The following is a 24,010-nucleotide window of genomic DNA, read 5'->3' on the forward strand; positions in this document are numbered from 1 at the left end:
ATTTCTTAAGTGAATTTGACTTTAGTCTAATAAGAAAAACCCAAATTGAGCATGCATCTAGCACTAAGGCCTTTAACTGGTTAAAAAACAACAAAATAAAATACGGTAGTTTTAAACGTTTGTTCGGCCAGTACCGCTCAATCGCAACCGATTGAAAAATAACGATTTTAATTATTTGCATTTTCTGTGTGCTTTAAAATTATTAAAGGTCAAATAATCAGCGTTTTTGCCATGCTGCGCTAAGGCTAAATCCGTGATCTTTTCGCGCAATTTGTCGCCATCTAAACACTAAATAATGTTAAAATGAGCATCTGAGATAAAAAACAGAGCCAACTCAATGGAACATCAAATTATAGCGATTGTTAATCAATTGATACAAAACGGCAAAAAACCAACTGTAGCACTAGTTAGGGCAAAACTAACCAGTCATGTTGCGATGCCGATATTACTTAGAACTTTACACAAAGTTGAATCTTTAAGCCCGGCTCAAATAGGTGCTTTAGTCGATGATAGCTCGCAATCAACACCTAAAATCAGCCAAGCGACTCCCAATGAAGTCGCGGTATTAAATGCCAAGGTTGATCAATTACAAGATCAAGTAACGCAGCTAAAGCAACAACTTAACGCCATTACAACCCAGTTAGGATTAAACTCACAGTGATAATAGCCAAACTAGAATTTGAGTGCTTTGAAGACACCACAATGACCGCCGCCGAACGCGCCATTTCAGGCGTTATCACCGAGCTGAAATACAATGGACAAATCATAGGTCAAGAGTTTCCAACCTTGCTTAAAGAAGGTGCTTTCGTTACTCAAATTTTATGTCATGAAGAAGACTCCCTCGCCTACAGCAACCACAATCAAGCGGTAAAAAATGCGATTTCAGATTTAAACAAAGCCGGAATATTACAACCAAAAATAACTATTTTAGGGCAAGATATTCACTGTGATACCACCGATCCAAAGCACCAACCGCAATGGCAAGTTTTGTACACCAGTTATGTGCAAACATGCTCGCCGTTACGATGCGGTGATCATTTTTCGCCGATCCCACTCTATCGCCAACCACCCTTGGCCAATGGTTGTTATAAACAGTTGATTAATTGGCAGCAAGACTGGCAAGCGTGCGATCAATTGCAAATGAATGGACGCAGTGCCGAGTTTGCTGCTTTAGCCGAAATCAGCGAATTAACCAGCTCTTTGACGCAACGAGGTTTGGCATTACGCGACAAAATTTCACAACTTAGCGGGATCTCGACCTACTATTATTTGTATCGAGTGGGTGGCAAAGATGAAGCCAGTGAACGCAGTCGCCGATGTCCGGGTTGTGATGGTGATTGGGCTTTGCCAGAGCCACTGCACCAGGTAATAGACTTTAAGTGTGATAGTTGTAAAATTGTTTCGAATATATCATGGGACTACAATAGTTAGTTTTGTCCCAGTAACTATTCGCGGTCAAAAGTGTCCAGTTAATTCTATTTTCTGGTGGCCGTACTGCTTAAGCCACACGGCGAAAGCGTTTTAAATAAAACGCCGGTATTGATCAATATATCGGTGTATGTGCAGTAAACCGTATTTTTCATGGACGAGAAATTGAGCGTATACGGACATATTCACCTCGACTTTACGTAAGATGTATCGATATCTAAATGATAATGTCTTACCCTGGTTTAAGTCATTGCCGCACGTAGCCGGTCTTGACGGGCAATTTGTTCTTCTTGCGAGCTGGCGCAATACTTCTCAAACTGGGCTAACGCGTCTTCTATCATGTGTAAATTGAAAGGTTTAACAATAAAGCCACTCGCACCAAGGGTAAATGCCTGCTTAACATTATCTGCAGTGCTAGCACTGCTAATAATAACAACGTAAGTGGTAGCACACAGTTGCTTTATTTTTTTTAAGGTATCCATGCCACTAAGCCCCGGCATATCGAGTTCAAGAAAAACGAGATCTATTTTTTTCGATTCAAATATTTTAACCGCTTTAGCGCCATCACAAAGCGTCATCACATTTTGATAGCCCATTTGGGTGATACTGCTACTTAACAATTGCCGCATCGAAGGTGAGTCATCTACCACTAATATTTTTATTTCGCCCATAGCATTTCCATATTGTTCGTAAATTGGGACCTAAGCCAACTCGTTCCTTGTTAGCCGCTAATTTTTTAGTTTTGCTCGAGTGATAAAATATTTATATCATGCTATTTCAACCTGAACTAAAAATACTAGCACGAAAGAACCAAAATACTCACAAATCAAAGTGTTTATTGTGTTTATTAACTAACCACTCTAGAATGAATTTGAATTATTTATTATTGATTTAGTCATTTTTACAACCATCGAGTAAGTAAAGTGGCTTATCTGTAGTTCTCATTTCTGACTGTAATATTATTGTCACTAATCCATAAGATACTGATCATGGCTTTATGCCATTTAGCTTAATTACGGAGATAACAATGAATATTTTTAAAATTAGCTCACTGACGATGGCCGGCATTAGCCTGTGCCTGACACCCCAAGTGGTCAATGCCGAAACCTTACGTTTACTTACTTGGGGTGGATATGCACCTAAAGAAGTGGTTGATATCTTTAAGGCAGCCACAGGTATTGATGTCGAAGTCACCAAATCAAACAATGAAGACATGATTGCTAAGCTATCTGCTACCCGTGGTGGTGGCTTTGATCTGGTTCAGCCGAGTCAAGATCGAATAGCAAGCGCCCATGCCGAGTTCAATATTTATAAACCAATTGATTTTTCAAAAATCGACAAAAAATATATTATTACCAGCATGTTAGACGCCACTAAAAAGTCTTCGATGTATCAAGGTAAATCCTATGGCGTGCCGCACGTCTGGGGCACATCGGGCTTAATTGTAAATAGCGATAAAGCCAGCGATGTAACAGATTATACCGATTTATGTAATGACCAGTATAAAGGCAAGGTCACCTATCGCCTCAAGCGCCCTACTTTAATCGGTTTTGCTTTTGCGATGGGCATGGATCCCTTTGCTGCTTACGATGACTCAGCTAAATATAGTCAAATAATGAATAAAGTTGGTGAGCGCTTAATCAGTTGTAAAGGTAATGTCAAAGCCTACTGGTCTGGCGGTGACGCAATGAAGAACCTAATGCGCAGTGAAGAAGCAGTCGCGGCCATGGCATGGGACGCAGGCGGCTGGCAACTCAATAGCGACAATAAAGCGATCAACTTTGTTGCGCCAGCTTCGGGCGCCTTAGGCTGGATCGATGCCTTTGCCATTCCGCGTAAAAGTAAAAATGAATCGGCGGCTTACCAGTGGATAAATTTTGTGATGCAACCAAGAATCGCGGCGATGATCACCGATGCTGCGGGTAATTTTACCGCTTCAAAAGGTGCCGATAAATTCGTAAACGCAAACTTAAGCGCCAAGTTTAAAGCAAGTTTTGATACCGCTGCAATTGATAACATTAAATGGTATCCACCGGTACCCGCAGGTTTAGAAGTGATCGAAGGGAAAATTTTAGACCGGGTTAAAGCGGCTAAATAAATCACTTATACCAATTACATTAAATGTATGATCTTGCTGTGCGTGGAGAAAATTAATTTAGACAAGGCGCTCGATTGAGTAATAGCTAGCTATTAGGAATGAGAGCAACGCAGAATTAATGGATTTTATCAAGCTCAGGTGATCACTTAATTAATGGGATTGGTATTATGCTTGGCACAACCGCTGTTGTGCCAAGTCTATTGAATGAGATCAATCAGTGGATATCAATCAGTGTTAAAAAATATGAATTTAGACTTAGAATGCAAAAACATCTATCGACGGTTTGATGAATTTATCGCCGTTGATAACATTTCATTTTCAATCCCTAAGGGCAGTTTTTTCTCAATTTTAGGTCCTTCTGGTTGTGGTAAAACCACCTTGCTAAGGATGTTAGCCGGTTTTGACAATCCAACTTCAGGTGAGATTTTTATCAAAGGGAAATCGATGGTTGGGGTCGCCCCCAATAAACGTCCAGTCAATATGGTGTTTCAACATTTGGCTTTATTTCCTAACATGAATGTGGCGCAAAACATCAGCTATGGTTTGCAACGCCAAGGTGTTAATCGAGCAGATACTAAACGCAAAGTAGATGAAGTACTCGCCCGAGTAAGCCTAGCCGATAGTGGCAACAAGAAAATATCCCAATTGTCCGGCGGCCAAAAACAACGCATTGCTATTGCGCGTTGCTTGGTATTAAATCCCGATGTTTTACTGCTCGACGAACCTCTAGGCGCCTTAGATCTCAAGCTGCGCGAGCACATGAAAGTAGAATTAAAACAGCTGCAACAAGAGTTCGACACCACCTTTGTGTATATCACCCATGATCAATCCGAAGCCTTGGTAATGAGCGACCAAGTGGCGGTAATGAACCATGGTAAATTTTACCAAGTGGGCGATCCACAGCAATTATATTATCAGCCGAAAAATGCCTTTGTCGCTGGTTTTGTTGGCGACAGTAACAAATGGACAGGCCACATAACTGCAATTTCAAACACCGAACTGGCGGTTAAAACCGAATCAGGTTTAGTGTTTAACTGCGATGCCACGGATAATTCCCAAATGAACCTTGGTGATAAGGTCGAAATTTTTGTCAGACCAGAAGCAATTGATATTTCTAACGCGACCAGCGATCACAGTTTGCACAATTTGCTAGAAACTCAGGTAACAAACATTTTGTTTGATGGCGCTAACAGTCAAATTTTAGTAAAAGAGCAAAACTCAGGCGCCGAGCTGCAAGTTAAGCTACCGCAAACAGCAAACTATATGCAGCTAAAAGCGGGCGATAAATTGCAAGTATGTTTTCCGGCCAGCCAAGTAAAAACCTTCGCCCTGACCACGGAGTAATCAAGCTGATGCGACAACCTGCAACGAATTCCTCGTTTAATCTTGGCCTTATTTTATTACTGGGCCCGATCTTATTGTGGTTAATCATTTTAGTTATTTTACCCCAACTCACAATGCTCAATATTTCATTGCAAGAGCGAGTTGCGCCGCGAGTTTACGAGTATGGACTGGCTAACTTTATTGAATTTTTTAACGAGCCTCTGTACTGGAATACTTTTGTTCGCACCGCGACGATGTCGATTATCGCAACCATTTTAACCTTGCTTATCGCATTCCCTGTATCGTATTACATCGCAAAAATGTTACGCGGCCGAGCCAAAGGTTTGTTATTTGTTTTGTGCTTAATTCCATTTTGGGTCAGTGAACTGGTGAGAACCTATGGCTGGATGATCTTATTACGAGAAAGTGGGGTAATTAGTACCTGGTTGCAGTATTTAAACTGGGCTGATGGCCCGGTTGAAATGTTATATACCGATGCCACTATTATGCTGGGTTTAGTGTATACCAGCATGTTATTTATGGTCGTGCCTTTAACTTCCACCTTAGAAAGTCTGGACGATAGCCATATTGAAGCGGGTTATGATTTGGGCGGTAATGGCTGGTCGGTCTTATGGCATGTCATTATACCCCATGCTAAGCCGGCTATTGTCTCGGGCTGTATTGTGGTGTTTATGCTAACGCTCGGCAATTACCTTACCCCTATTTTACTCGGCGGTAAGTCAAGCCTGTGGTTTACTGAACAAATCTTCACGCAGTTCATCACCCGATTTAATTGGCAGCAAGGCTCAGCATTTGGGGTATTACTGCTGACCATTTCATCGTTAATTGTGTGGGGTGGGCTCAAACTTACTCGCCAGTCTTTCACGAAAGTTATGTCATAGGAAACTCGTCTGATGATCCCCTCGATCCCACAATCTAAGCTGTTTAAATTTAGTTATAAAAGCTATGTCGCACTGTTTTTTTGCTTTTTGTTTGCACCTTTAGTGGTGGTGGCTATTTTTGCCTTTAACGACAGCATGTTTCCATCATTACCCTGGCAAGGATTTACCTGGGCTTGGTTTATTTCGGATAGCGAACCTAAACTGGGTTTATTTAATGATAGTCAGTTATACCAATCCATTTTAACCAGTTTTGTGGTCGCTTTTTTTACCACAATACTATCAGTTGGTTTGGCGATTAATAATGCCTTTTTATTCGAACGTAAAAACTTTCGCGGCAAAACCTTTCTTTACATTCTAACCTTGTTACCTTTGGTTATTCCTGGGGTGATTTTAGGAGTTTCGATCTTAATTATGAGTTCGTCGGTCGCCAATTATTTTGACGATGTTTGGGGCATTGATCTTGAAATATTCCGTCCGGGTTTACCGCTGGTTGTCGTGGGACAATTTGCCTTCATCACCACAATTTGCACGTTAATTGTCGCCGCACGGCTGCGAAATTTTGATCTATCGCTTGAAGAGGCAGCCCTTAATTTAGGTGCCAGCAAACTTGTAGCGATTAGGACCATCACAATACCCTACTTAATGCCTGCAATAATCGGCGCGACCGTGATTAGCTTTTTAATGTCATTTGAAAATTTCAATACCACCTTAATGCTCGTTGGCTCCGATAGCCCATTAACCATCACGCTGTACGATCGCTTACGCGAAGGGGCAACTCCGGTGATAAATGCCGTGTCGTTGTTGTTAATGGTTGGCAGTGTCGTGCTGGCTTTTGCCAATTTTTTATTCCAAGAAAAGAGCCAACACTAACAGCTTATTTAATAGCGTTAGCCTACTTGCCACGTAGGCTATTGAAAATTTCTTTAAGCCGCGGCATCAATCCAACTTTAAGCGGGGTTGGCTGCTCGTAGACTAATTCCTCGTCAGGCTCAGCTAGTGGTTGTGCCTGGCTAAAAAACTCACTTAACGAGCCACACAATACCGTACGCTGTTTAGCGCCGGGGATCTCGAGCAGCACTTCACCGGTGTTATTATCAATCGAAAGCATCTGCTCGCCATTAACAATACAGCCAATAAACACCGTGTGCTGCTGCTTGAGTCGGCGCTGCATTAAAATATGACCAATAATATTTTGACTTAATCGCTCAAAGTCACTGTTATTCCAAATTTGTAGCAGCTCAATTTGATGCTCCCCAAAGGTGGCAAACAACGAACCACTATATATCGTATTGTAATAAGTGGTAATTGCTTCATTAAAGCTCAGCTCTAGCGCTTGCTCAACGTCAACAAAACTTAATTGCCCCGTTTGATTTTGCCATTGCCACTGTGACATCTCCCCCTCGGTGCCACTTGCCAGCTCACAAGGAGAAGTCCACTGTGGATCATGGCAAACTTGTGGGAAAAGTCCGGTTTTATTCACGACAGTTTTGCTATAATCACCCGCAAACTGCTTTAAGCTATCGGCAGTATTTAACATTTTATTACTCAGTATTATCAACAATGGATTACCGATCCCATGACAGACACTTCTAATCACTATCAAGATGCCCCAGCCTTGCAATCTTTAACCCTAGGGAAAGAAACGCAATATAATAACAGTTTCGACGCAAAACTGTTACAGGGTGTTCCGCGCTCATTAAACCGAGACAGTCTGGAATTAGGCCTTGAGCTACCGTTTACTGGACAAGATATTTGGACCGGTTATGAGTTGTCTTGGTTAAATCTAAAAGGTAAACCTGTCGTTGCAATGGCACAATTCTCGTTACCTTATGACAGTGAGTTTTTAGTTGAGTCGAAATCTTTTAAGCTGTATTTAAATAGCTTTAATCAACACAAATTTGCCAGCGCTGTCGAGGTTGAGCAGCAATTAGTTCAAGATCTGTCACAGTGTGCCAAGGGGCTAGTCACGGTCACCGTCATTTTAGCCGCACAATTTAACCAGCAACACATTGTAAGCCCCCAAGGCCAATGCATTGATGAGTTAGATATATCAATCGATAACTACCATTTTGAACCACAGTTACTCGCTGGCGCAGTTAATTTGTCGGATCCGGCAATTAGTGAACGATTACACTCTAACCTATTAAAATCTAACTGTTTAATCACCAACCAACCGGATTGGGGCACGGTAGAAATCCATTACCGTGGCCCTAAAATCAACCAAGAAGCCTTGTTGCGTTATATTATTTCGTTCCGTCAACATAACGAGTTTCACGAGCAATGTGTCGAACGTATATTTGTCGATTTAATGAAGTATTGTCATTGCCAGCAGCTCAGTGTGTATGCCCGTTATACTCGTCGTGGTGGCTTAGACATTAACCCGTTTCGCAGTAACTTTGAAAGCGCGCCAGCCAACCACCGGCAAGCTCGGCAGTAATACCAATTGAGTTAAATAAAATACCGCACCGACCAACAAAAAAGCCCTTATTACTAAGGGCTTTTTAGATGTGCTTTTTTGGTGTTGTTTGCGCAGGTTTTATTCGAACGTTGCTTTGACCGCTGCAAGTTCTTCCACAAACTCTTCAGAGCTTAATGATTCCATGCTCACCAATACCCCTTTATCGATAAAGGGTTTAAGCACCGCTTCACTGGCCGCCAAATCAGCTTCATTTTCTTGACAGATAATGGCTAGCTGCACAAAATCTAAATAGCTAATTTCTTCGGTTTGATGCTTGGTAGTATTGCAATAACGGATACACTCGACCATATCATCACTAAAGTTCCATGTTTTAACAATCGCAACACCGATATGGCTCTGCAGGTCGTTAATAGCACGCGCTAAAAACTCAGGATCAGCAAATATTTCGGGATAACTATCCGCTTCAGTCAAAATTGGTAACACACCAATGTTGTGTAATAACGCTGATAACGTCAGCGTATCCACCAATAGCGGAGTATGCTTATTTTCTGCTTTAAATGTGGCAAACAAAGCCATTGCATAAGCCGCGACATCGGTTGATTTTTGCCAAGATTTGGCGAGATAATTTGAAATGAATTCGTTTTCAGAAACAAAAAGTTGCTCCATCGCTAATGCCATTACGATGTTTTTAATTTGGCGCATACCAATCCTTGTAACCGCCGTTTGTAAACTTTCGACCTTGATTGCACGGCTATAATGAGCCGTATTAGCAATGCGGATCATTCGAGCAGATAATGCAGCATCCTGTGCTATTAGACTGGAAATTTGATTTAGGTTTGAATCTGGGTCTGCCACCGTATCTCTAACTTTTATCGCGACGCGGGGTAAGGTTGGTAATACTAAGGAGTCATTTTTCAACTTCTCAATTAGAATAGTTCTCAAAGCATTTGCAGTAGACATAAGCAATCCGTTATATATCTAAGTGAATGAAATTCATGTCTAATAATCGAATAATTAATAGGCATAATACTTAATTACTAATATAGCACCATTTTTATTTTTCGCTCTAACTTTTTTAAATTTTTACTTTTCTAAGCCCAAAATAAAAAACAGCATTAAAAAAATGCTGTTTCGGGGCGAACTACTTAGTAAACGCTAGTGAACTAGCTATCACCGGCAAATTGTCCGGCTTTCGCTAATGCACATGCTTCAACCGAAATAATATCGGCATAACCTTGCGAGCTTTCAGGGTTAAGACCGTCGCTAGCTTCCATTGAGGAATCTTCTTCATTGTATAAAGACGCCTCAATATTAACCATGCTATTGAAAAACACATTGCCTTTATATAAACCTAAGTTCACTTCACCGGTCGCGCTGTGAGTTAGCTTATCAATCGCACTCATCGCTGCTTTAGTTGCAACATCAAAATTACGGCCATCATAAATTTGATCTGCCACAACTCGACTTAAGCTGTTATAAAGTGCTGTCGAACGACGATCTAAAGTGGCTTGCAAAATGTTTTGTAGACCTTGGCTTAATAACTCCATGCCAGGGGCTTCATAAACACCACGGCTTTTGGTGCCAATGATTCTATTTTCTAACGCATTGGACATGCCAACACCATTACGACCACCGATTTCGTTGGCTTTGCTCATTAAATCAAAAGGGTTTAATGCTTCACCATTAATTTCAACTGCATAACCGTGTTCGAATTTAACGGTAACATTTTCGATCTTGTCTGGTGCTTGTTGCGGCCATACGCCCATGGTCGGCTCAACAATGAGACATGAAGTTTCGAGACTTTCTAGATCTTCCGCTTCATGAGACAAACCAGCAAGGTTAGCATCCGTCGAATACTTCTTTTTCATGCCAATGACAGCAGGAATACCGAACTGAGCAAGATAGTCGGCCATTTCACTACGACCAGGAAATTGCTCTAACAACTTGGCGTCACGCCATGGCGCATATACTTGCATGTCAGGTGCAAGCGAGCGTGTGTAACGCTCAAAACGCATTTGATCATTGCCACGACCTGTTGCGCCGTGCGCTAAAATATTCACGTTACGCGCTTTCATGGCTTTAATTAGCCCCTGCACAGTCACGGCTCGCGCAATACCTGTGGTATTCCAATAACCGCCGTCATAGGTCGCATTAGCTTTAATTGTTTCAAAACAAGCGTCTGCCATTTCTTTTTTCAGGTCTACTAATACCGTTTCGGCACCGCAAGGATCCATTTTACGCACAACATTTTGAATATCGTCTTCATCAGGTTGAGCCAGATCAGCTGAAAAACAGATAACTTTAATGTTATCTTCCATTAATCGCTTAGTAACTGTTTTGCTATCCAAGCCACCAGAAACACAAACACCTACTAATTTATCTTTTAAATCTGACAATTCCATACTAAACACTCACACAAATATCGGTTAAAAATATCGACTATATACCAGCCGAAAAGAAGACAAACACCCAGTAATCATATACCGAGTTATTATGCTAGCCAACATATACTAATGACTAATAAAACACAACAATAAATGAATACTTATATCGAGATCATGAATAAAAATTCATTAATCATGCAGTCTGTTGCGAGTTTATTGACTGGCTATCACTTGATTGAGATCAACTGATAGCCCTTAACATCAAGATAAAATTCCCGATCCAAATTCCCTGAGAACTGCTTTAATGTATACCCCCGAACTATTATCCCCGGCTGGCAGCTTAAAAAACATGCGCTACGCCTTTGCCTATGGTGCCGATGCTGTCTATGCAGGACAACCTCGTTATAGCTTACGCGTGAGAAATAATGAATTTACCCTTGAAAATTTAACCATCGGTATTAACGAAGCCCATGCGTTAGGAAAAAAATTCTACGTGGTCAGCAATATAGCGCCACACAATAGCAAGTTAAAAACCTATATCCGCGATCTAGCGCCAGTAGTAGCATTGCAACCAGACGCATTAATTATGTCTGATCCGGGCTTAATTATGCTGGTCCGTGAGGCCTATCCTCAATTGACTATCCACTTGTCGGTCCAGGCCAACGCGGTTAATTGGGCAACCGTAAAGTTCTGGTATCAGCAAGGGATCAAACGCGTGATCTTATCGCGTGAATTATCAGTCAAAGAAATAGCAGAAATCCGCCAAGCCGTGCCGGAGATGGAATTAGAAGTATTTGTCCATGGCGCTTTATGCATGGCCTATTCTGGTCGCTGTTTATTATCAGGTTACATCAACAAACGCGATCCAAATCAGGGCACCTGTACCAATTCATGTCGCTGGAAATATGATGCGCACGGTGCAACAGAAAATGAGACTGGCGATATTGTCGCCACTAAGCCGCCATTATTAGCGCAAACACCCGCTGATCGGGAACAAGTTAATCCGGTAAAAATTGAGCCAGCACAAACTGAGCCAGCAATAGTACAACCAACTTTAGGCAAGGGAACGACCACCGATAACATTTACCTATTACAAGAAGCCGGCCGCCCCGGTGAATATATGCCAGCATTTGAAGACGAGCATGGTACCTATATCATGAACTCAAAAGATTTGCGGGCGGTCGAAATGGTTGAGCAGCTAACGCACATTGGACTACATTCATTAAAAATAGAAGGTCGAACAAAGTCATTTTATTATTGCGCCCGAACAGCGCAAGTGTATCGCAAAGCCATTGACGACGCGGTGGCAGGTAAACCTTTCGACCCAACTTTAATGACCTCTTTAGAGCATTTGGCACACCGTGGTTATACAGAGGGCTTTTTACGGCGTCATAACCATGATAATTATCAAAATTACGATTACGGCTACTCAATGTCCCAAACCCAGCAATTTGTTGGTGATATAACCTGCCGTAACGATAAAGGTTGGGCACGGGTTGAGGTTAAAAATAAATTTCTGGTTGGTGATAGCCTCGAATTAATGACGCCTAGCGGTAATATCAACTTTGTTTTAGAACAACTTGAAGATAAAAATGGCCAAGCTATTACGGTTGCTCCCGGCTCAGGTCATGTGGTTTATCTGCCCGTGCCGCAAGATATTGACTTAGCATTTGCATTATTAATGCGTCACTTTAAAGTTGAACAGGACTCACGCAATCCGCATTACGAGGCTAAATAGGCCAATAAAAAAACTTATATAGACACTGATAACTGAACAAGTAAATCAAGCCAGAGGCATCGCTTAAAGCGCTGCCTCTGGAATTGGTATTAATGTAAGGGATAAACTTGGCGCTACTAATTAAAGACAACTGCATTAACTGCGACATGTGTGAGCCAGAATGCCCTAATGACGCGATTACCTATGGTGCGGTGATCTACGAAATTGATCCCGTGTTATGCACCGAGTGTGTCGGTCACTACGAAAAGCCCACTTGTGATAAAGTCTGCCCGATTGACTGCATTATTGTTGACCCTGATTATATTGAGACTCAAGAGCAATTACTGGAGAAATATGTGTTGATTGTTCACCACGATCAAATATAGCTCAAATAATCTTCTACTCGATCAAACAATTATACTATTTTATTTTAGTGATAATTGAGTTAGTATCAAAAACGGTTAAGAAGTAACCATGACTTTTCGTCATTTAAATAATGTGTAATAACAAGAAATAATAGTTACACAAATCATCGATACATGGAGATCAAACATGGCAGTAACAGGTCGAGTAAAATGGTTTAATGAGAAAAAAGGCTTTGGGTTTATAGAGCAACCCGGTGGCGAAGACATTTTTGTTCATTTTAGAGCAATTCAGTCTGATGGTTTTAAGACCCTCAACGATGGCCAAGAGGTTCAATTTGACGTTGAGCAAGGCCCGAAAGGTTTGCAAGCCCTTAACGTGGTACTACGTTAAACCGACCGACATTAAGCAAGGTGTCTTCACACCTTGCTTCGTTTTTAAAACCAACCGCTAAACCGTTATCAACGCCAGCCTAACTATCCTTTTAAGCTTCTGGTTCTATTTGCTCAGCTAACGGCTCATCAAGACCATCCCAGCCAGACACTACAATTGAATCAACTCGCTGTAAACCACGCGGTAACTTATTACCACGACGTCCTCGCTCACCAATGTAATGTTCTAAATCACTTGGTTTTAAGGTCAGTTTACGCTTGCCTGCAAACAAGGTTACTTCGCTGTCCGTACTAATAACAGCAATTTGTTTGACAAACTCTTCACGAGTTTGCACCCGAGAACTTGGGATATTAATAATTTTGTTGCCCTTGCCTTTCGCCAGCTTTGGCAAGCTTTCCAGTGGGAAAATCAACATCCGACCTTCATTAGATATCGACAAACACAGCTGCGATGTTTGATCGCTAATGGGGGTTAACGGCAGTACATTCGCGCCTTTAGGTCGACTAATTAACGCCTTACCATTTTTATTGCGGCTTATCATGTCACTAAAGCTGGCAATGAAACCATAACCGCCATCGGTCGCCAATAAATATAACTGGTCGTCCTTGCCCATTAGGGTATGTTCAATGCTTTCACCTGCAACTAAAGTGAAGCGTCCTGTTAATGGCTCACCTTGACTACGTGCAGATGGCAAGGTGTGGGCGTCGGTCGTAAATGCACGTCCTGAACTATCAATAAAGACCACGGGTTGATTACTACGGCCTTTCGCCGAACACAAATAACCGTCACCGGTCTTATAACTGAGCTTATCAGCGTCAATGTCATGGCCTTTGGCGCAACGGGCCCAACCTTTTTCGGATACGACGACTGTCACGGCTTCACTAGGTACTAAGTCTTTTTCTTGCAGCGCTTTGGCTTCAGTACGCGCAACAATTGGCGAGCGTCGGTCGTCGCCATATTTTTCAGCGTCACTGATCAATTCTTTTTTAACTAAAGTTTTCATCCGGCGCTCTGACGACAAAATAAGTTCTATTTTGTCACGTTCAATCGCCAGTTCGTCTTGCTCCGCTTTAATCTTAATTTCTTCAAGCTTAGCCAGCTGACGTAATTTTATTTCTAATATTGCATCGGCTTGAATCACCGAAATATTGAACCGACTCATTAACTCGGCTTTAGGATTGTCAAAGGTTCGAATTATTTCAATCACTTCATCAATATTTAAAAACGCGACCAGCAAACCATCAAGAATATGCAAGCGGGCTAATATTTTATCGAGTCGGTGTTGCAAACGCCGGCGCACGGTGTCAAGCCGGTAAGATAACCAGTCCCTTAAAATTTCGCTTAAGCTCATTACCCGTGGGCGTTTATCAAGCCCCAGAATATTAAGATTAACCCGGTAGTTTTTTTCCAGATCGGTTGTGGCAAACAGATGATTCATTAATTCTTGGACATCGACCCGATTAGACCGTGGCACAATCACCAAACGAGTCGGTGACTCATGATCAGACTCATCGCGTAAATCAGACACCATCGGCAGCTTCTTGGCCTGCATTTGCGCCGCAATTTGTTCTAAAATTTTACCACCAGAAACCTGATGTGGCAGCGCCGAAATAACGATATCACCGTCTTCAACGGTAAACACCGCCCGCATTTTTATTGAGCCCTTGCCATTAGCATAAATTTTTTCAATTTCAGCCTTAGGGGTAATAATCTCGGCTTCAGTCGGATAGTCAGGCCCTTTCACATGCTCGAGTAACTCGCCTAAACTCGCTTTAGGGTTGTCAAGTAAATGAATACAAGCACTGGTCACTTCACGGACATTATGTGGCGGAATATCAGTTGCCATGCCCACGGCAATACCCGTAATGCCGTTAAGTAGGATATGCGGTAAACGCGCAGGCAACACCATCGGTTCTTTTAAGGTGCCGTCAAAGTTCGGCTGCCAGTCAACCGTGCCCTGACCCAGTTCACCCAACAGCAATTCACTAAAGCGTGATAATTTGGCTTCGGTATAACGCATTGCCGCAAACGACTTAGGATCGTCAGGCGCGCCCCAGTTACCTTGGCCATCCACTAACGGATAACGATACGAAAAAGGTTGAGCCATTAATACCATGGCTTCATAACAGGCGGAATCGCCATGGGGGTGAAATTTACCTAAAACATCACCAACGGTACGGGCCGACTTTTTATATTTGGCCCCTGCTGACAAGCCTAATTCAGACATCGCATAAATAATACGGCGTTGTACTGGTTTTAAACCATCACCAATGTGTGGCAATGCACGATCCATAATGACGTACATTGAGTAATTTAAATAAGACTCTTCGGTAAATTGCTGCATCGACAGTTGCTCGATGCCATCTAGGCTCATTTTTGTTGTGTCGTTCACGGCTCTGACCCTTGTGATTATTTTCAGCTGTCGATAATGGCGATAAGATGAGCAAGTTTCATCTTAATAACCCGTAAGTTAACAGCGACAGTATTTTAATTTCATTTTATCAAACCAGCCTCAATTTGTCATTGCTAGCACAACAAACTTTGCCCACTAAGGCGCGCAATATATATTCTCAACCCGCCAACATCAATTAGTTAAATCTAAACCCAAATGAAAATTACTTGCATTACCACTTGCTCAATGAATCAGTAACCATTATCATTGTCGCGAAATCTACGGGTAGATTTTACCTGAACTCAACAATTAGCTCGCTGTAAGTTAACTTACGGATAACTAAATTAAAACGTTGAACCAAACATACATATATTTGATTTACGTAATAAAGGAATATCGATAATGAAGATTAACTCTCTGTCTAAAGTAGCACTAGCGGTTGTTCTAGGTGTAAGCCTACCTGTAGTAGCTGGCTCTGCAAGCAACAGTGACGTAACACGCGCTGCCGTATTAAAGTCTAATGCTGACATCGCTTATGCAGCTTACAGTGACTCGCTAACGACGGCTAAAGCTTTAAAGCAAGCCCTAACAGCTTTCGTTGCAGCGCCTACCGAGCAAAGCCTAGCTACCGCCAAGCAAGCTTGGATTGATTCACGCGAACCTTACGGCCAAACTGAAGTTTACCGTTTCCGCGTTGGTCCTATCGATGCACTTAAAGCAGATGGTAGCTTAGGTGAAGAAGGCGACGGCCCTGAAGGTAACATTAACGCTTGGCCACTAGGCGAAGGCATTATCGATTACGTATCAACATCTCCAAAGGTTGACGGCGACGCATTTGGCGAAAACGGCCGTGCACTTAGCAGCAACATTATTGCTAACAGCAAAGATTACGCAACGATCAACAAAGCAACCATCTTAGAGCTAAATGGTAAAGGCGAAGACGAACGTAACGTAACAACTGGTTACCACGCGATTGAATTCTTACTTTGGGGTCAAGATTTAAACCAAAATTCAAGTTCTAACCAACTTAAGCATGACAATACTCCTGGTCAACGTCCGGTTTCTGATTACTTCTCAGCAGCTAACGGCAACGCTAAAGCATGTACTTCAGGTGCTAAAGTTAGCGTAGCTGATGCAACATGTGACCGTCGTGGTGATTACCTACTTGCTGTTACTGACATTTTAATTGATGACTTAACACCTGTTGTTAATGCTTGGGCGCCTACTGGCTCACACTACAAGAACTTTGTTGCTGGTGGCGATGCTTCTCTGGCTAAAATCTTAGAAAGCATGGGTCGTTTAAGCTTCGGCGAACTTGCTGGCGAACGTATCAACATTGCACTAACAACTGATTCTCAAGAAGATGAGCATTCATGTTTTAGTGACAATACTCACCGTGACATTTTCTTAAATGCTCAAGGCGTACAAAACAGCTACAACGCTACTTACACTCGCATCAACGGCGAAAAGATCCACGGTACTTCGGTTCACGATCTACTAGTAGCTAACAAGCAGCAAGCATTAGCAAACAAGCTACGTGGTTCATTAGCAGCAACAATGAAAGCCGCTGCTGTTATCGATGCAAAAGCTAAAGCCGGTATTCCTTTTGATGTATTAATTCAAGAAGGTGTTGCTCAGCAAGACGTTATGGCTGTGATTAAAAACTTAGTTGCACAAACTGATGATATTGAAAACGTGATCAAGGCACTAGGCGTTACCACTAACAGCTTACGTGATGACACTGAAGAAAAAATCTAATAATAAGTTAACTTGCGCTTAATCAATTTGAATTAAGCGACTAAGGTTATCATCAGTAATTTAAAGGGTTCATTTTATGAACCCTTTAGTCGTTTCAAGGAATCAACATAAGTCATGCGGTATCTAACACGTTCTATCCCCTCTTTACTGTGTTTACTCGTTTCTTACACAGCACTCGCCACTGAACCAGCAACTAATAGCCAAGCACAAGATCACAGCGGTTTACTGCCACTAACAAGTCATGTTATCGCGCCCAATGAACATCTCGCTGGCGGTGATACCACAATGTTTGTTTTTAACAAAAATGCCTTTAGCCGCCGACCAAAACCTGTGGCCAGAGATTTTAAAGCCGATGGTTTTTTTACCTCGGGCGATCACCTATTTAGAACCCCACACAAAGGCGTTGGCCCAGTAGTTAATGCGGCGAGTTGTCAGGGCTGTCACCTTAATGACGGCAAAGGTTTAGTACCCGAAAATGCCGATGAACCAATGGTCAGCATGTTTTTAAAAGTCGGTGATACCGACGGCAATGTCGACCCAATGTACGGCGACCAAATTCAAACCTTTGCAGCGCAAGGGTTACTATCGGGTGATACCACCTCAGGATTACCAAAACACAATGGTTCAGTAAGTGGCGAAAAACTCTATGGCGAAGCCTATGCCTTTATTGAATATAAAACCATTACCGGTCAATACAGTGATGGCGTAAGTTACCAATTACGTCAGCCTATTTATAAGGTCAAAGACCTAAGCTACGGTCCATTTAACCCTAAAGTGGCCTTTTCGCCGCGCGTTGCGCCGGCCATTTTTGGTTCAGGTTTGTTAGAAGGTATTCCGGCCGAGCATATCTTGGCGCTGAGCGATCCGACTGACCAAGACAACAACGGCATTTCAGGTAAAGCCGCGATGGTTAAAGATGTGATGACCGGTAAAATGGAACTGGGTCGCTTTGCTTACAAAGCGCAAAACCCTAACGTTTTACAGCAAACATCGGGCGCTTATCGTGGCGATATCGGCATTACGAACAGCCTGTTTATTGAAGAGTCTTGCATGCCATTGCAAGTCGCTTGTCTGGCACAAGCCAAGTTAGAAAAAAATAGCGGTAATAAACCCGACATTATTGACCGCCAATTAGCGCTGGTTGAGTTTTACAATAAAGTATTGGCGGTACCTGCACGCCGTGGTTACGATAAAAAGACGAAGACTTGGGCCCCTGAAATTGCCGCGGGTCGAGCGTTGTTTTTTGAAACCGGCTGTGTTGATTGTCATACCCCGCGCCACGTAACTGGCGACGTTGTTGGCAGTCGCTTAGGAAAAATAACCCTCCTTGCGTTGTTACCTGAGCCTGAAACCTTAAGTTATTTGTCCAATCAGGTTATTTTCCCTTATACCGATTTGTTATTGCATGACATGGGCGGCAGCTGTCAGGTAACCCGCGAACTCGACAATGGTGAGAGTTGTGAGTCTGGTCAGCAATGTTTATATGTACAACGCTGTGAAGGCTTAGCTGATGACTTGCCAATGGCCGATGCTAATGGCCGCGAATGGAAAACCCCTGCCTTGTGGGGCACAGGTTTAGTGCAAACAGTTAATGCCAAGGCAACATTCTTGCATGACGGCCGCGCGCGTAACCACGCCGAGGCTATCTTATGGCACGGCGGCGAAGCCCAGCTCGTTAAAGATAAGTTTACTCAATTAAATGCGACTGAACGTCAGCAGTTATTGGCCTTTGTAGGATCTTTATAATGCGAAACGCCATCAATCTTGGATGGCTGTTGTTGGCGGGGGTGGCTACAACCACCTTAGCCAGCAATGATAAAGCCAATACACTTGTGCCTAAATTTAGTCAGGCCGAACTCGCACCTGCAGGCGCTGCAACCGTTGAACGGTTGCATTTACGCAGTTATATTTATCCGTTGGCCAATATTTCGCGGATGGAACAGCTCAATTTTTGGACCGGATTTTCGTTTTTTCGCGATCCGTGGATAGCCGCCCCTGCGGCGACCGCCGATCGTGACGGCTTGGGCCCATTGTTTATCACCCGATCTTGCATAACCTGCCATCATGCTGGTGGGCGTGGCCCAATGTCAGAGGCAGGTGTTCACCAACCTTCGTCGTTATTATTACGTTTAGGCAGTACCGTCGCTGGAGTCAACAAGATTGACCCTCATTACGGCGGCCAAATCCAGCCTCGTGCCGTTAATAAAGTGCACGCAAGCATCAAACAGCCTCTGCAAGGGGAAGCTTGGCTTGATTTACAATACCAGACCATTAATGGCACCTTCGCCGATGGTGAGCCGTATCAACTGCAGCAACCAAGTTATCAGCTAACCAAACTTAGCAATGGACCGCTGGCTAAAGATATTGGTATTTCACCACGTTACGCCCCCAGCATTTATGGGATGGGCTTGCTCGATGCAATAAGCGAGGATGATTTACTGGCTCAAGAAGATCCCAACGACAGTGATAACGACGGAATTTCAGCGCGTTATAACCGCGTGACCAATGCCGTTTCAGGTAATCAACAGGCGATTGGTCGCTTTGGGTTTAAAGCCAAGCACCCTACTCTTGCTCAGCAAGTTGCCGCCGCTTTTGTTGGCGACATTGGCATTACCAGCCCGATGTTCCCACAAGAAAATTGCACCGCGACCCAAGTAGGCTGTCAGCAAGTTTCAAAATTTGGCGAGCAAGACGGCCCTGAAATTCCGCAAAAATTATTAAAACTAGTCAATGACTTTAGCGCCTATATCAGTGTGCCACCAACGCGATCGCTCAAAAGCCCGCAAAGCCAGCGCGGTCGCAGTTTGTTTTATCAAAGTGGCTGTGCCAGTTGCCATACCCCTAGTTATGTTACTAGCAGCGATTATCCAACCAGTGAACTGGCCAATTTAACCATTTGGCCTTACACCGATTTGGCGTTGCATGACATGGGACCGGGGCTGGCCGACGGTATTACTGAGTTTTCAGCCAATGGTAATGAGTGGCGTACCCCACCACTATGGGCTATCGGTCTACAACAGAAAATAACCGGTTCAAACCGTTTTCTTCACGATGGCCGCGCGCGCTCAATTAGCGAAGCTATCTTGTGGCATGGCGGTGAAGCCGAACATGCTAAACAACAATATTTAACAATGGAACAGCCTGATCGTATGGCGCTGATCCGCTTTATCAAATCAATTTAGGATTGAGATTATGAGAAAGATTATGCGGGGCTCCACGCCGCTATTATTGGCACTGTCGTTAACCGCCTGTGGCAGCAACGACAGCAATAAGGCCGAGCAAATTGCCGTAAAGACTGAGGCCAAAGTGGTCGTAGCCCCTACTACCATTGAAGGGCACTGGTCTGCTTATTTAACCGATTTAACCAACAATCATATTGTGCCCGGTTATCAAAACTTCGCAAAGTCTAGCGCCCAGTTAAATCAAACTGCTCGTCAATTTTGTGCCCTGCCTGCGGCCACAACTAGCGACTTACAACAAGTACAGCAATCGTGGTTGCAAGCAAACCTGAGCTGGCAAGCGATTCAGTGGGTTAAAGTTGGCCCTGTCGTTGATAACGCATTTAGGATTCAATACTGGCCCGATAATAACAAAGCGGTAAAACGCGCCATTGCGCGTCACTTGCAAGAGCCAAGCACGATAACTGCTGCATTAATTGCCAATAAAAATGTCGGTGGTCAAGGCTTGCCTGCTGCGGAATCTCTGCTTTATCCAGCGAACAGCCAAGATGGCCTATTAACCAGCGACAACAAGGCTAAACGTTGTGAATTGCTGACGGCGATCAGCCAAAACCTCACCAACATCAGTGCACAATTAGTCACGCAATGGCAACCAAGTGGCGGTAACTACGCCACGACGCTTATCACTGGCAGCGGTGAGTTTAACGGTGCCCAAGATGCCGTTGAAGAGTTAATGAGCAACTGGTTTGAACAAATCGAGAAAGTCAGTAGCACTAAAACTGTTGCGCCTCTGAGTAAAAACGCGCCAGGATTAGCCAAAGTGGCCGAGAATTATTTAAGTGATACATCACTAGCCAGTATCAAAGCCAACATCGAGAGCTTTGCTGCCATCTACAGTGCAGGAAATGGCCACGGTTTAGGCACCATCTTAAGTGGTTTCTTAAATGATCCAGAACTTGATCAAGCGATGCAACAGCAATTAGTTACCAGCCTAAGCGAGATTGATCAGCTGCAGGGGTCTTATACCAAAGCACTCGCTGACGAAACACAGCGCGAGCAACTGTTTGAGTTTGCCTATACCTTGCTGGCACTACGTGACTTATTTAGTGGCGAGTTTATTCAAGCGACTAATCTCAATACTGGTTTTAACTCAAATGACGGTGATTAATGTTATCTCGTAGACAATTTCTAGTGAGCGCTTGCGCGCTCACTGGCGCTGCAAGTTTGCCTTGGTGGTTACACGCAACTGATCGAGACAACTCTTGGTTAGTTAGTGCTTACTCAAATCAAGATAACCAGCATTTCGCGGCAGCTTTTGATCTAAGCGGTAATTTAATTAATCAAGTTCAGTTGCCTGCTCGTGGTCATGGCCCGGTGGCTCACCCACTAAAACCAGGCCATGCGATTATTAATGCCCGGCGTCCTGGCACTTACTTAATTGAAGTCGACTTTAATCAAGGGCTTATTAGCCAACAAATAAAAGCCGAACAAAGCCATCACTTTTTTGGCCACGGTGTGTTTAGTCGTGACGGTAAATTACTGTTCTCAATTGAAAACAATTTTGAGCAAGGTCATGGTGAAGTCGTGGTACGTGACAGTATCAACTATCAAGTGCTCGAGCGTTATCATGCCGGTGGCGTTGGCCCCCACGAATGTAAGTTAATGCCCGACGGCAATACCTTAGTCATCGCCAATGGCGGCATTAAAACGCATCCGAGTATGCCACGTAAAAAATTGAATTTGGATTCAATGTCACCAGCGCTGACTTATTTAGATTTAAGCTCAGGTCAAGTTGTCGACCAATACAGGCTCGATAACCACCAGCTCAGCATTCGCCACCTAGATGTCAGTAGCAGTGGTAAAGTTATCGCCGGCTTGCAATATCAAGGGGCAAAAACAGATCAAGTACCGCTGGCTATTAGTCATCAGGGACAAGACCAGTTAAGTTTCTTGCACGCTGACGAGCAAGTGTGGCGACAAATGAATCAATACACGGCCAGTGTTTGCATTAATAACACCAGCAATACCGTGGCGATTAGTTGCCCGCGTGGCGATATTATTACGCTATGGGATCTCAAAACAGACCGCTTTATCGAGCAAATAAAAATGCGCGATGTTGCGGGTTTATCTGTCGTTAAACAACAGTTTGTGGCAACGAACGGCAAAGGCACGGTGCTGCAACCAACGTTAGCGCGCGCGCAGCAACATCGCCATCAGTTTGCTAATGTGCGTTGGGATAACCACTTAACCTCAGTTACAGCAGTATAATATGTATTTACATCGCCAGATGTAGGTTCAATACCGCCTGAAAGGCTCACTCACTTTTGTACTACAGCGAGTGAGCCTCCACCGTAACAAATTGAAATAAAACATTAAAAACCTCACCAAATACAAAACCTAATACAAATCCAACATCCACTGTCGACCAAACCACTGCCCGTCCACAACGCGGTCATAATTTAACTACTGTTAATGCTAGTAAGAATCAGTAAAATGCAGACATTAAGCTGATACAAGTTCCACTTAGATTGGAATGGGTTGGGTTGGGTTGGCTTTGCTATTATATAACTTGCCAATCGAGCAAGCGTTTGATTAATGAAGTAGTGGTAAATTGAATGAAAAAGTCTGAAGAATATGAATACCGTCGATCTGTATTGCGAGTATTACTCATTGTAACTATTTTTGCTGCTAGCTTTTTCGCTGTGTTTAATTGGACGGTTGGCTTGAAAACCTATGCTGCAATTGAAGCAATTGTCGCGGTCTTTTGGTGTTATATCCTGACTATTCTAAACACAACACGACATTTACAACGCTGGTCTTTTGTTTACCTCTGCACTTGCTACAGTCTGGTATTGCTTGGCATTGTGATTTCCAGTTTCAAATCTGGACTATTTTCATGGATCCTGATCTTTCCTATTTTGTCTTATCTGTTGTTAGGGCGCAGAATAGGCACGCCCATAACGTGTGTCGGAGTATTTTCTGGCTTGGCAATTATTGGATGGCGCGTGTGGCAGCAGGCTCCCGAAGTGCATTGGATTATATTAGCAAATGTTGGGCTTTGTGCTGTGGCAATCTGGGCGATGTCCTATGTCTATGAGTCCAAGCGCGAAACAGTGGTCGGCCGTTTACAAGAAATGGCAACGAGAGATCCCTTAACTAGCTTGCTCAATATGCGCACCATGGACGACACTCTCACGTATATCTTACGTCGTGCCAAACGCCGCTTAGAGCCAGTGGCGGTAGCCTATATCGATATTAATGACTTTAAGATAATTAATGATACCCAAGGACACCAGCGCGGTAACGAAATATTACTTGCTGTGGCAAGCGCGATTAACGCCATCACTAGGCCTGAGGATCACTCCTTTAGACATGGTGGCGATGAGTTCTTCATTATTTTTTCCAATTGCACCCAAGCCCAGGCGCAGCATGTTTACGGCCAGCGTTTAGCCGCTGAACTAAGCAACACGGTGAAAGATTTGTCGTTGAGCATTGGCTACGCTCAGACAGGTATCAACGAGTACATATCCCCAGACGCACTGATTCAACAAGCCGATCAAAACATGTATGCAGTAAAATATGCTTCAAAACTAAAACCTCAATCAGTGGCAATAGCGTAAGAGTTCAGTCAAATAGATAGCGAGCCAGTGTTAA

The 24,010-nt window shown here is 43.3% G+C and carries 21 protein-coding genes; 16 read left to right on the top strand and 5 right to left on the bottom strand.

Translation table 11 applies throughout. The annotated features are described in order from the left end of the window. Positions 1-337 precede the first annotated feature (337 nt). Both HRU23_12565 and HRU23_12570 read left to right on the top strand, forming a co-directional pair. The gene (locus HRU23_12565) at positions 338-661 is read left to right on the top strand and encodes a hypothetical protein (protein NRA54970.1); all 324 of its coding nucleotides are present in this window, start codon (positions 338-340) and stop codon (positions 659-661) included. Next, the gene (locus HRU23_12570) at positions 658-1,431 is read left to right on the top strand and encodes a Zn-ribbon-containing protein (GenBank protein NRA54971.1); all 774 of its coding nucleotides are present in this window, start codon (positions 658-660) and stop codon (positions 1,429-1,431) included. The genes HRU23_12565 and HRU23_12570 overlap by 4 nt, the downstream gene beginning before the upstream one ends. Before the next feature lie 239 nt (positions 1,432-1,670). On the opposite strand, the gene HRU23_12575 is transcribed toward HRU23_12570, so the two are convergent. After that, positions 1,671-2,099, bottom strand: coding sequence for a response regulator (locus HRU23_12575; protein ID NRA54972.1), 429 nt, complete (start codon positions 2,097-2,099; stop codon positions 1,671-1,673). 356 nt (positions 2,100-2,455) lie between these two features. On the opposite strand from HRU23_12575, the gene HRU23_12580 reads away from it, so the two are divergent. The 4 genes from HRU23_12580 (at position 2,456) to HRU23_12595 (ending at position 6,621) form a co-directional block, all read left to right on the top strand. Further along, positions 2,456-3,526, top strand: coding sequence for an extracellular solute-binding protein (locus HRU23_12580; protein ID NRA54973.1), 1,071 nt, complete (start codon positions 2,456-2,458; stop codon positions 3,524-3,526). A 243-nt stretch (positions 3,527-3,769) separates the two neighbouring features. Then, on the top strand, positions 3,770-4,870 hold the full coding sequence (locus HRU23_12585) for an ABC transporter ATP-binding protein (GenBank protein NRA54974.1): 1,101 nt from the start codon (positions 3,770-3,772) through the stop codon (positions 4,868-4,870). Positions 4,871-4,878: 8 nt separating this feature from the next. After that, positions 4,879-5,751 carry an ABC transporter permease gene (locus tag HRU23_12590; protein ID NRA54975.1) on the top strand — a complete coding sequence of 291 codons (873 nt, stop codon included), beginning with the start codon at positions 4,879-4,881 and terminating at the stop codon, positions 5,749-5,751. A 12-nt stretch (positions 5,752-5,763) separates the two neighbouring features. Further along, complete coding sequence (locus tag HRU23_12595) at positions 5,764-6,621, top strand: ABC transporter permease (protein NRA54976.1); 858 nt, start codon at positions 5,764-5,766, stop codon at positions 6,619-6,621. 22 nt (positions 6,622-6,643) lie between these two features. On the opposite strand, the gene syd is transcribed toward HRU23_12595, so the two are convergent. Then, positions 6,644-7,288: a SecY-interacting protein gene (gene syd / locus HRU23_12600; protein NRA54977.1), complete on the bottom strand. Its 645-nt coding sequence runs from the start codon at positions 7,286-7,288 to the stop codon at positions 6,644-6,646. A 39-nt stretch (positions 7,289-7,327) separates the two neighbouring features. Here syd and queF point away from each other — a divergent pair, with 39 nt between their 5' ends. Next, positions 7,328-8,188 (top strand): NADPH-dependent 7-cyano-7-deazaguanine reductase QueF, encoded by an 861-nt coding sequence (gene queF, locus HRU23_12605; GenBank protein ID NRA54978.1) that lies wholly within the window; start codon positions 7,328-7,330, stop codon positions 8,186-8,188. 99 nt (positions 8,189-8,287) lie between these two features. Here queF and HRU23_12610 read toward each other — a convergent pair whose 3' ends face one another. Then, positions 8,288-9,130: an HDOD domain-containing protein gene (locus HRU23_12610; GenBank protein ID NRA54979.1), complete on the bottom strand. Its 843-nt coding sequence runs from the start codon at positions 9,128-9,130 to the stop codon at positions 8,288-8,290. 203 nt (positions 9,131-9,333) lie between these two features. Further along, complete coding sequence (argG, locus tag HRU23_12615; protein ID NRA54980.1) at positions 9,334-10,572, bottom strand: argininosuccinate synthase; 1,239 nt, start codon at positions 10,570-10,572, stop codon at positions 9,334-9,336. Positions 10,573-10,858: 286 nt separating this feature from the next. Here argG and HRU23_12620 point away from each other — a divergent pair, with 286 nt between their 5' ends. From HRU23_12620 to HRU23_12630, 3 genes are all read left to right on the top strand, one after another. Further along, positions 10,859-12,292: a tRNA 5-hydroxyuridine modification protein YegQ gene (locus HRU23_12620; GenBank protein ID NRA54981.1), complete on the top strand. Its 1,434-nt coding sequence runs from the start codon at positions 10,859-10,861 to the stop codon at positions 12,290-12,292. Positions 12,293-12,399: 107 nt separating this feature from the next. After that, on the top strand, positions 12,400-12,657 hold the full coding sequence (locus HRU23_12625) for a YfhL family 4Fe-4S dicluster ferredoxin (GenBank protein ID NRA54982.1): 258 nt from the start codon (positions 12,400-12,402) through the stop codon (positions 12,655-12,657). 166 nt (positions 12,658-12,823) lie between these two features. Continuing rightward, positions 12,824-13,027, top strand: coding sequence for a cold-shock protein (locus HRU23_12630; GenBank protein ID NRA54983.1), 204 nt, complete (start codon positions 12,824-12,826; stop codon positions 13,025-13,027). A 91-nt stretch (positions 13,028-13,118) separates the two neighbouring features. On the opposite strand, the gene parC is transcribed toward HRU23_12630, so the two are convergent. Then, positions 13,119-15,419: a DNA topoisomerase IV subunit A gene (gene parC / locus HRU23_12635; GenBank protein NRA54984.1), complete on the bottom strand. Its 2,301-nt coding sequence runs from the start codon at positions 15,417-15,419 to the stop codon at positions 13,119-13,121. A 402-nt stretch (positions 15,420-15,821) separates the two neighbouring features. Between parC and HRU23_12640 the strand changes: the two genes are divergently transcribed. The 6 genes from HRU23_12640 to HRU23_12665 all read left to right on the top strand — a co-directional run bounded on the left by HRU23_12640 (position 15,822) and on the right by HRU23_12665 (position 23,976). Beyond that, entirely contained in the window at positions 15,822-17,177 is a 1,356-nt protein-coding gene (locus HRU23_12640; GenBank protein NRA54985.1) for a metalloproteinase, read from the top strand. Between the two features lie 114 nt (positions 17,178-17,291). After that, positions 17,292-18,923 (top strand): thiol oxidoreductase, encoded by a 1,632-nt coding sequence (locus HRU23_12645; GenBank protein ID NRA54986.1) that lies wholly within the window; start codon positions 17,292-17,294, stop codon positions 18,921-18,923. Then, complete coding sequence (locus HRU23_12650) at positions 18,923-20,359, top strand: hypothetical protein (GenBank protein ID NRA54987.1); 1,437 nt, start codon at positions 18,923-18,925, stop codon at positions 20,357-20,359. The genes HRU23_12645 and HRU23_12650 overlap by 1 nt, the downstream gene beginning before the upstream one ends. Before the next feature lie 10 nt (positions 20,360-20,369). Further along, a complete protein-coding gene (locus tag HRU23_12655; GenBank protein ID NRA54988.1) occupies positions 20,370-21,524 on the top strand; it encodes an imelysin family protein in 1,155 nt (384 codons plus the stop codon). Further along, on the top strand, positions 21,524-22,624 hold the full coding sequence (locus tag HRU23_12660; GenBank protein NRA54989.1) for a DUF1513 domain-containing protein: 1,101 nt from the start codon (positions 21,524-21,526) through the stop codon (positions 22,622-22,624). The genes HRU23_12655 and HRU23_12660 overlap by 1 nt, the downstream gene beginning before the upstream one ends. A gap of 347 nt (positions 22,625-22,971) precedes the next feature. Continuing rightward, positions 22,972-23,976 (top strand): GGDEF domain-containing protein, encoded by a 1,005-nt coding sequence (locus HRU23_12665; GenBank protein NRA54990.1) that lies wholly within the window; start codon positions 22,972-22,974, stop codon positions 23,974-23,976. Positions 23,977-24,010: the final 34 nt, after the last annotated feature.

The sequence above is a fragment of the Gammaproteobacteria bacterium genome (assembly GCA_013214945.1).
GTDB lineage: Bacteria > Pseudomonadota > Gammaproteobacteria > Enterobacterales > Psychrobiaceae > Psychrobium.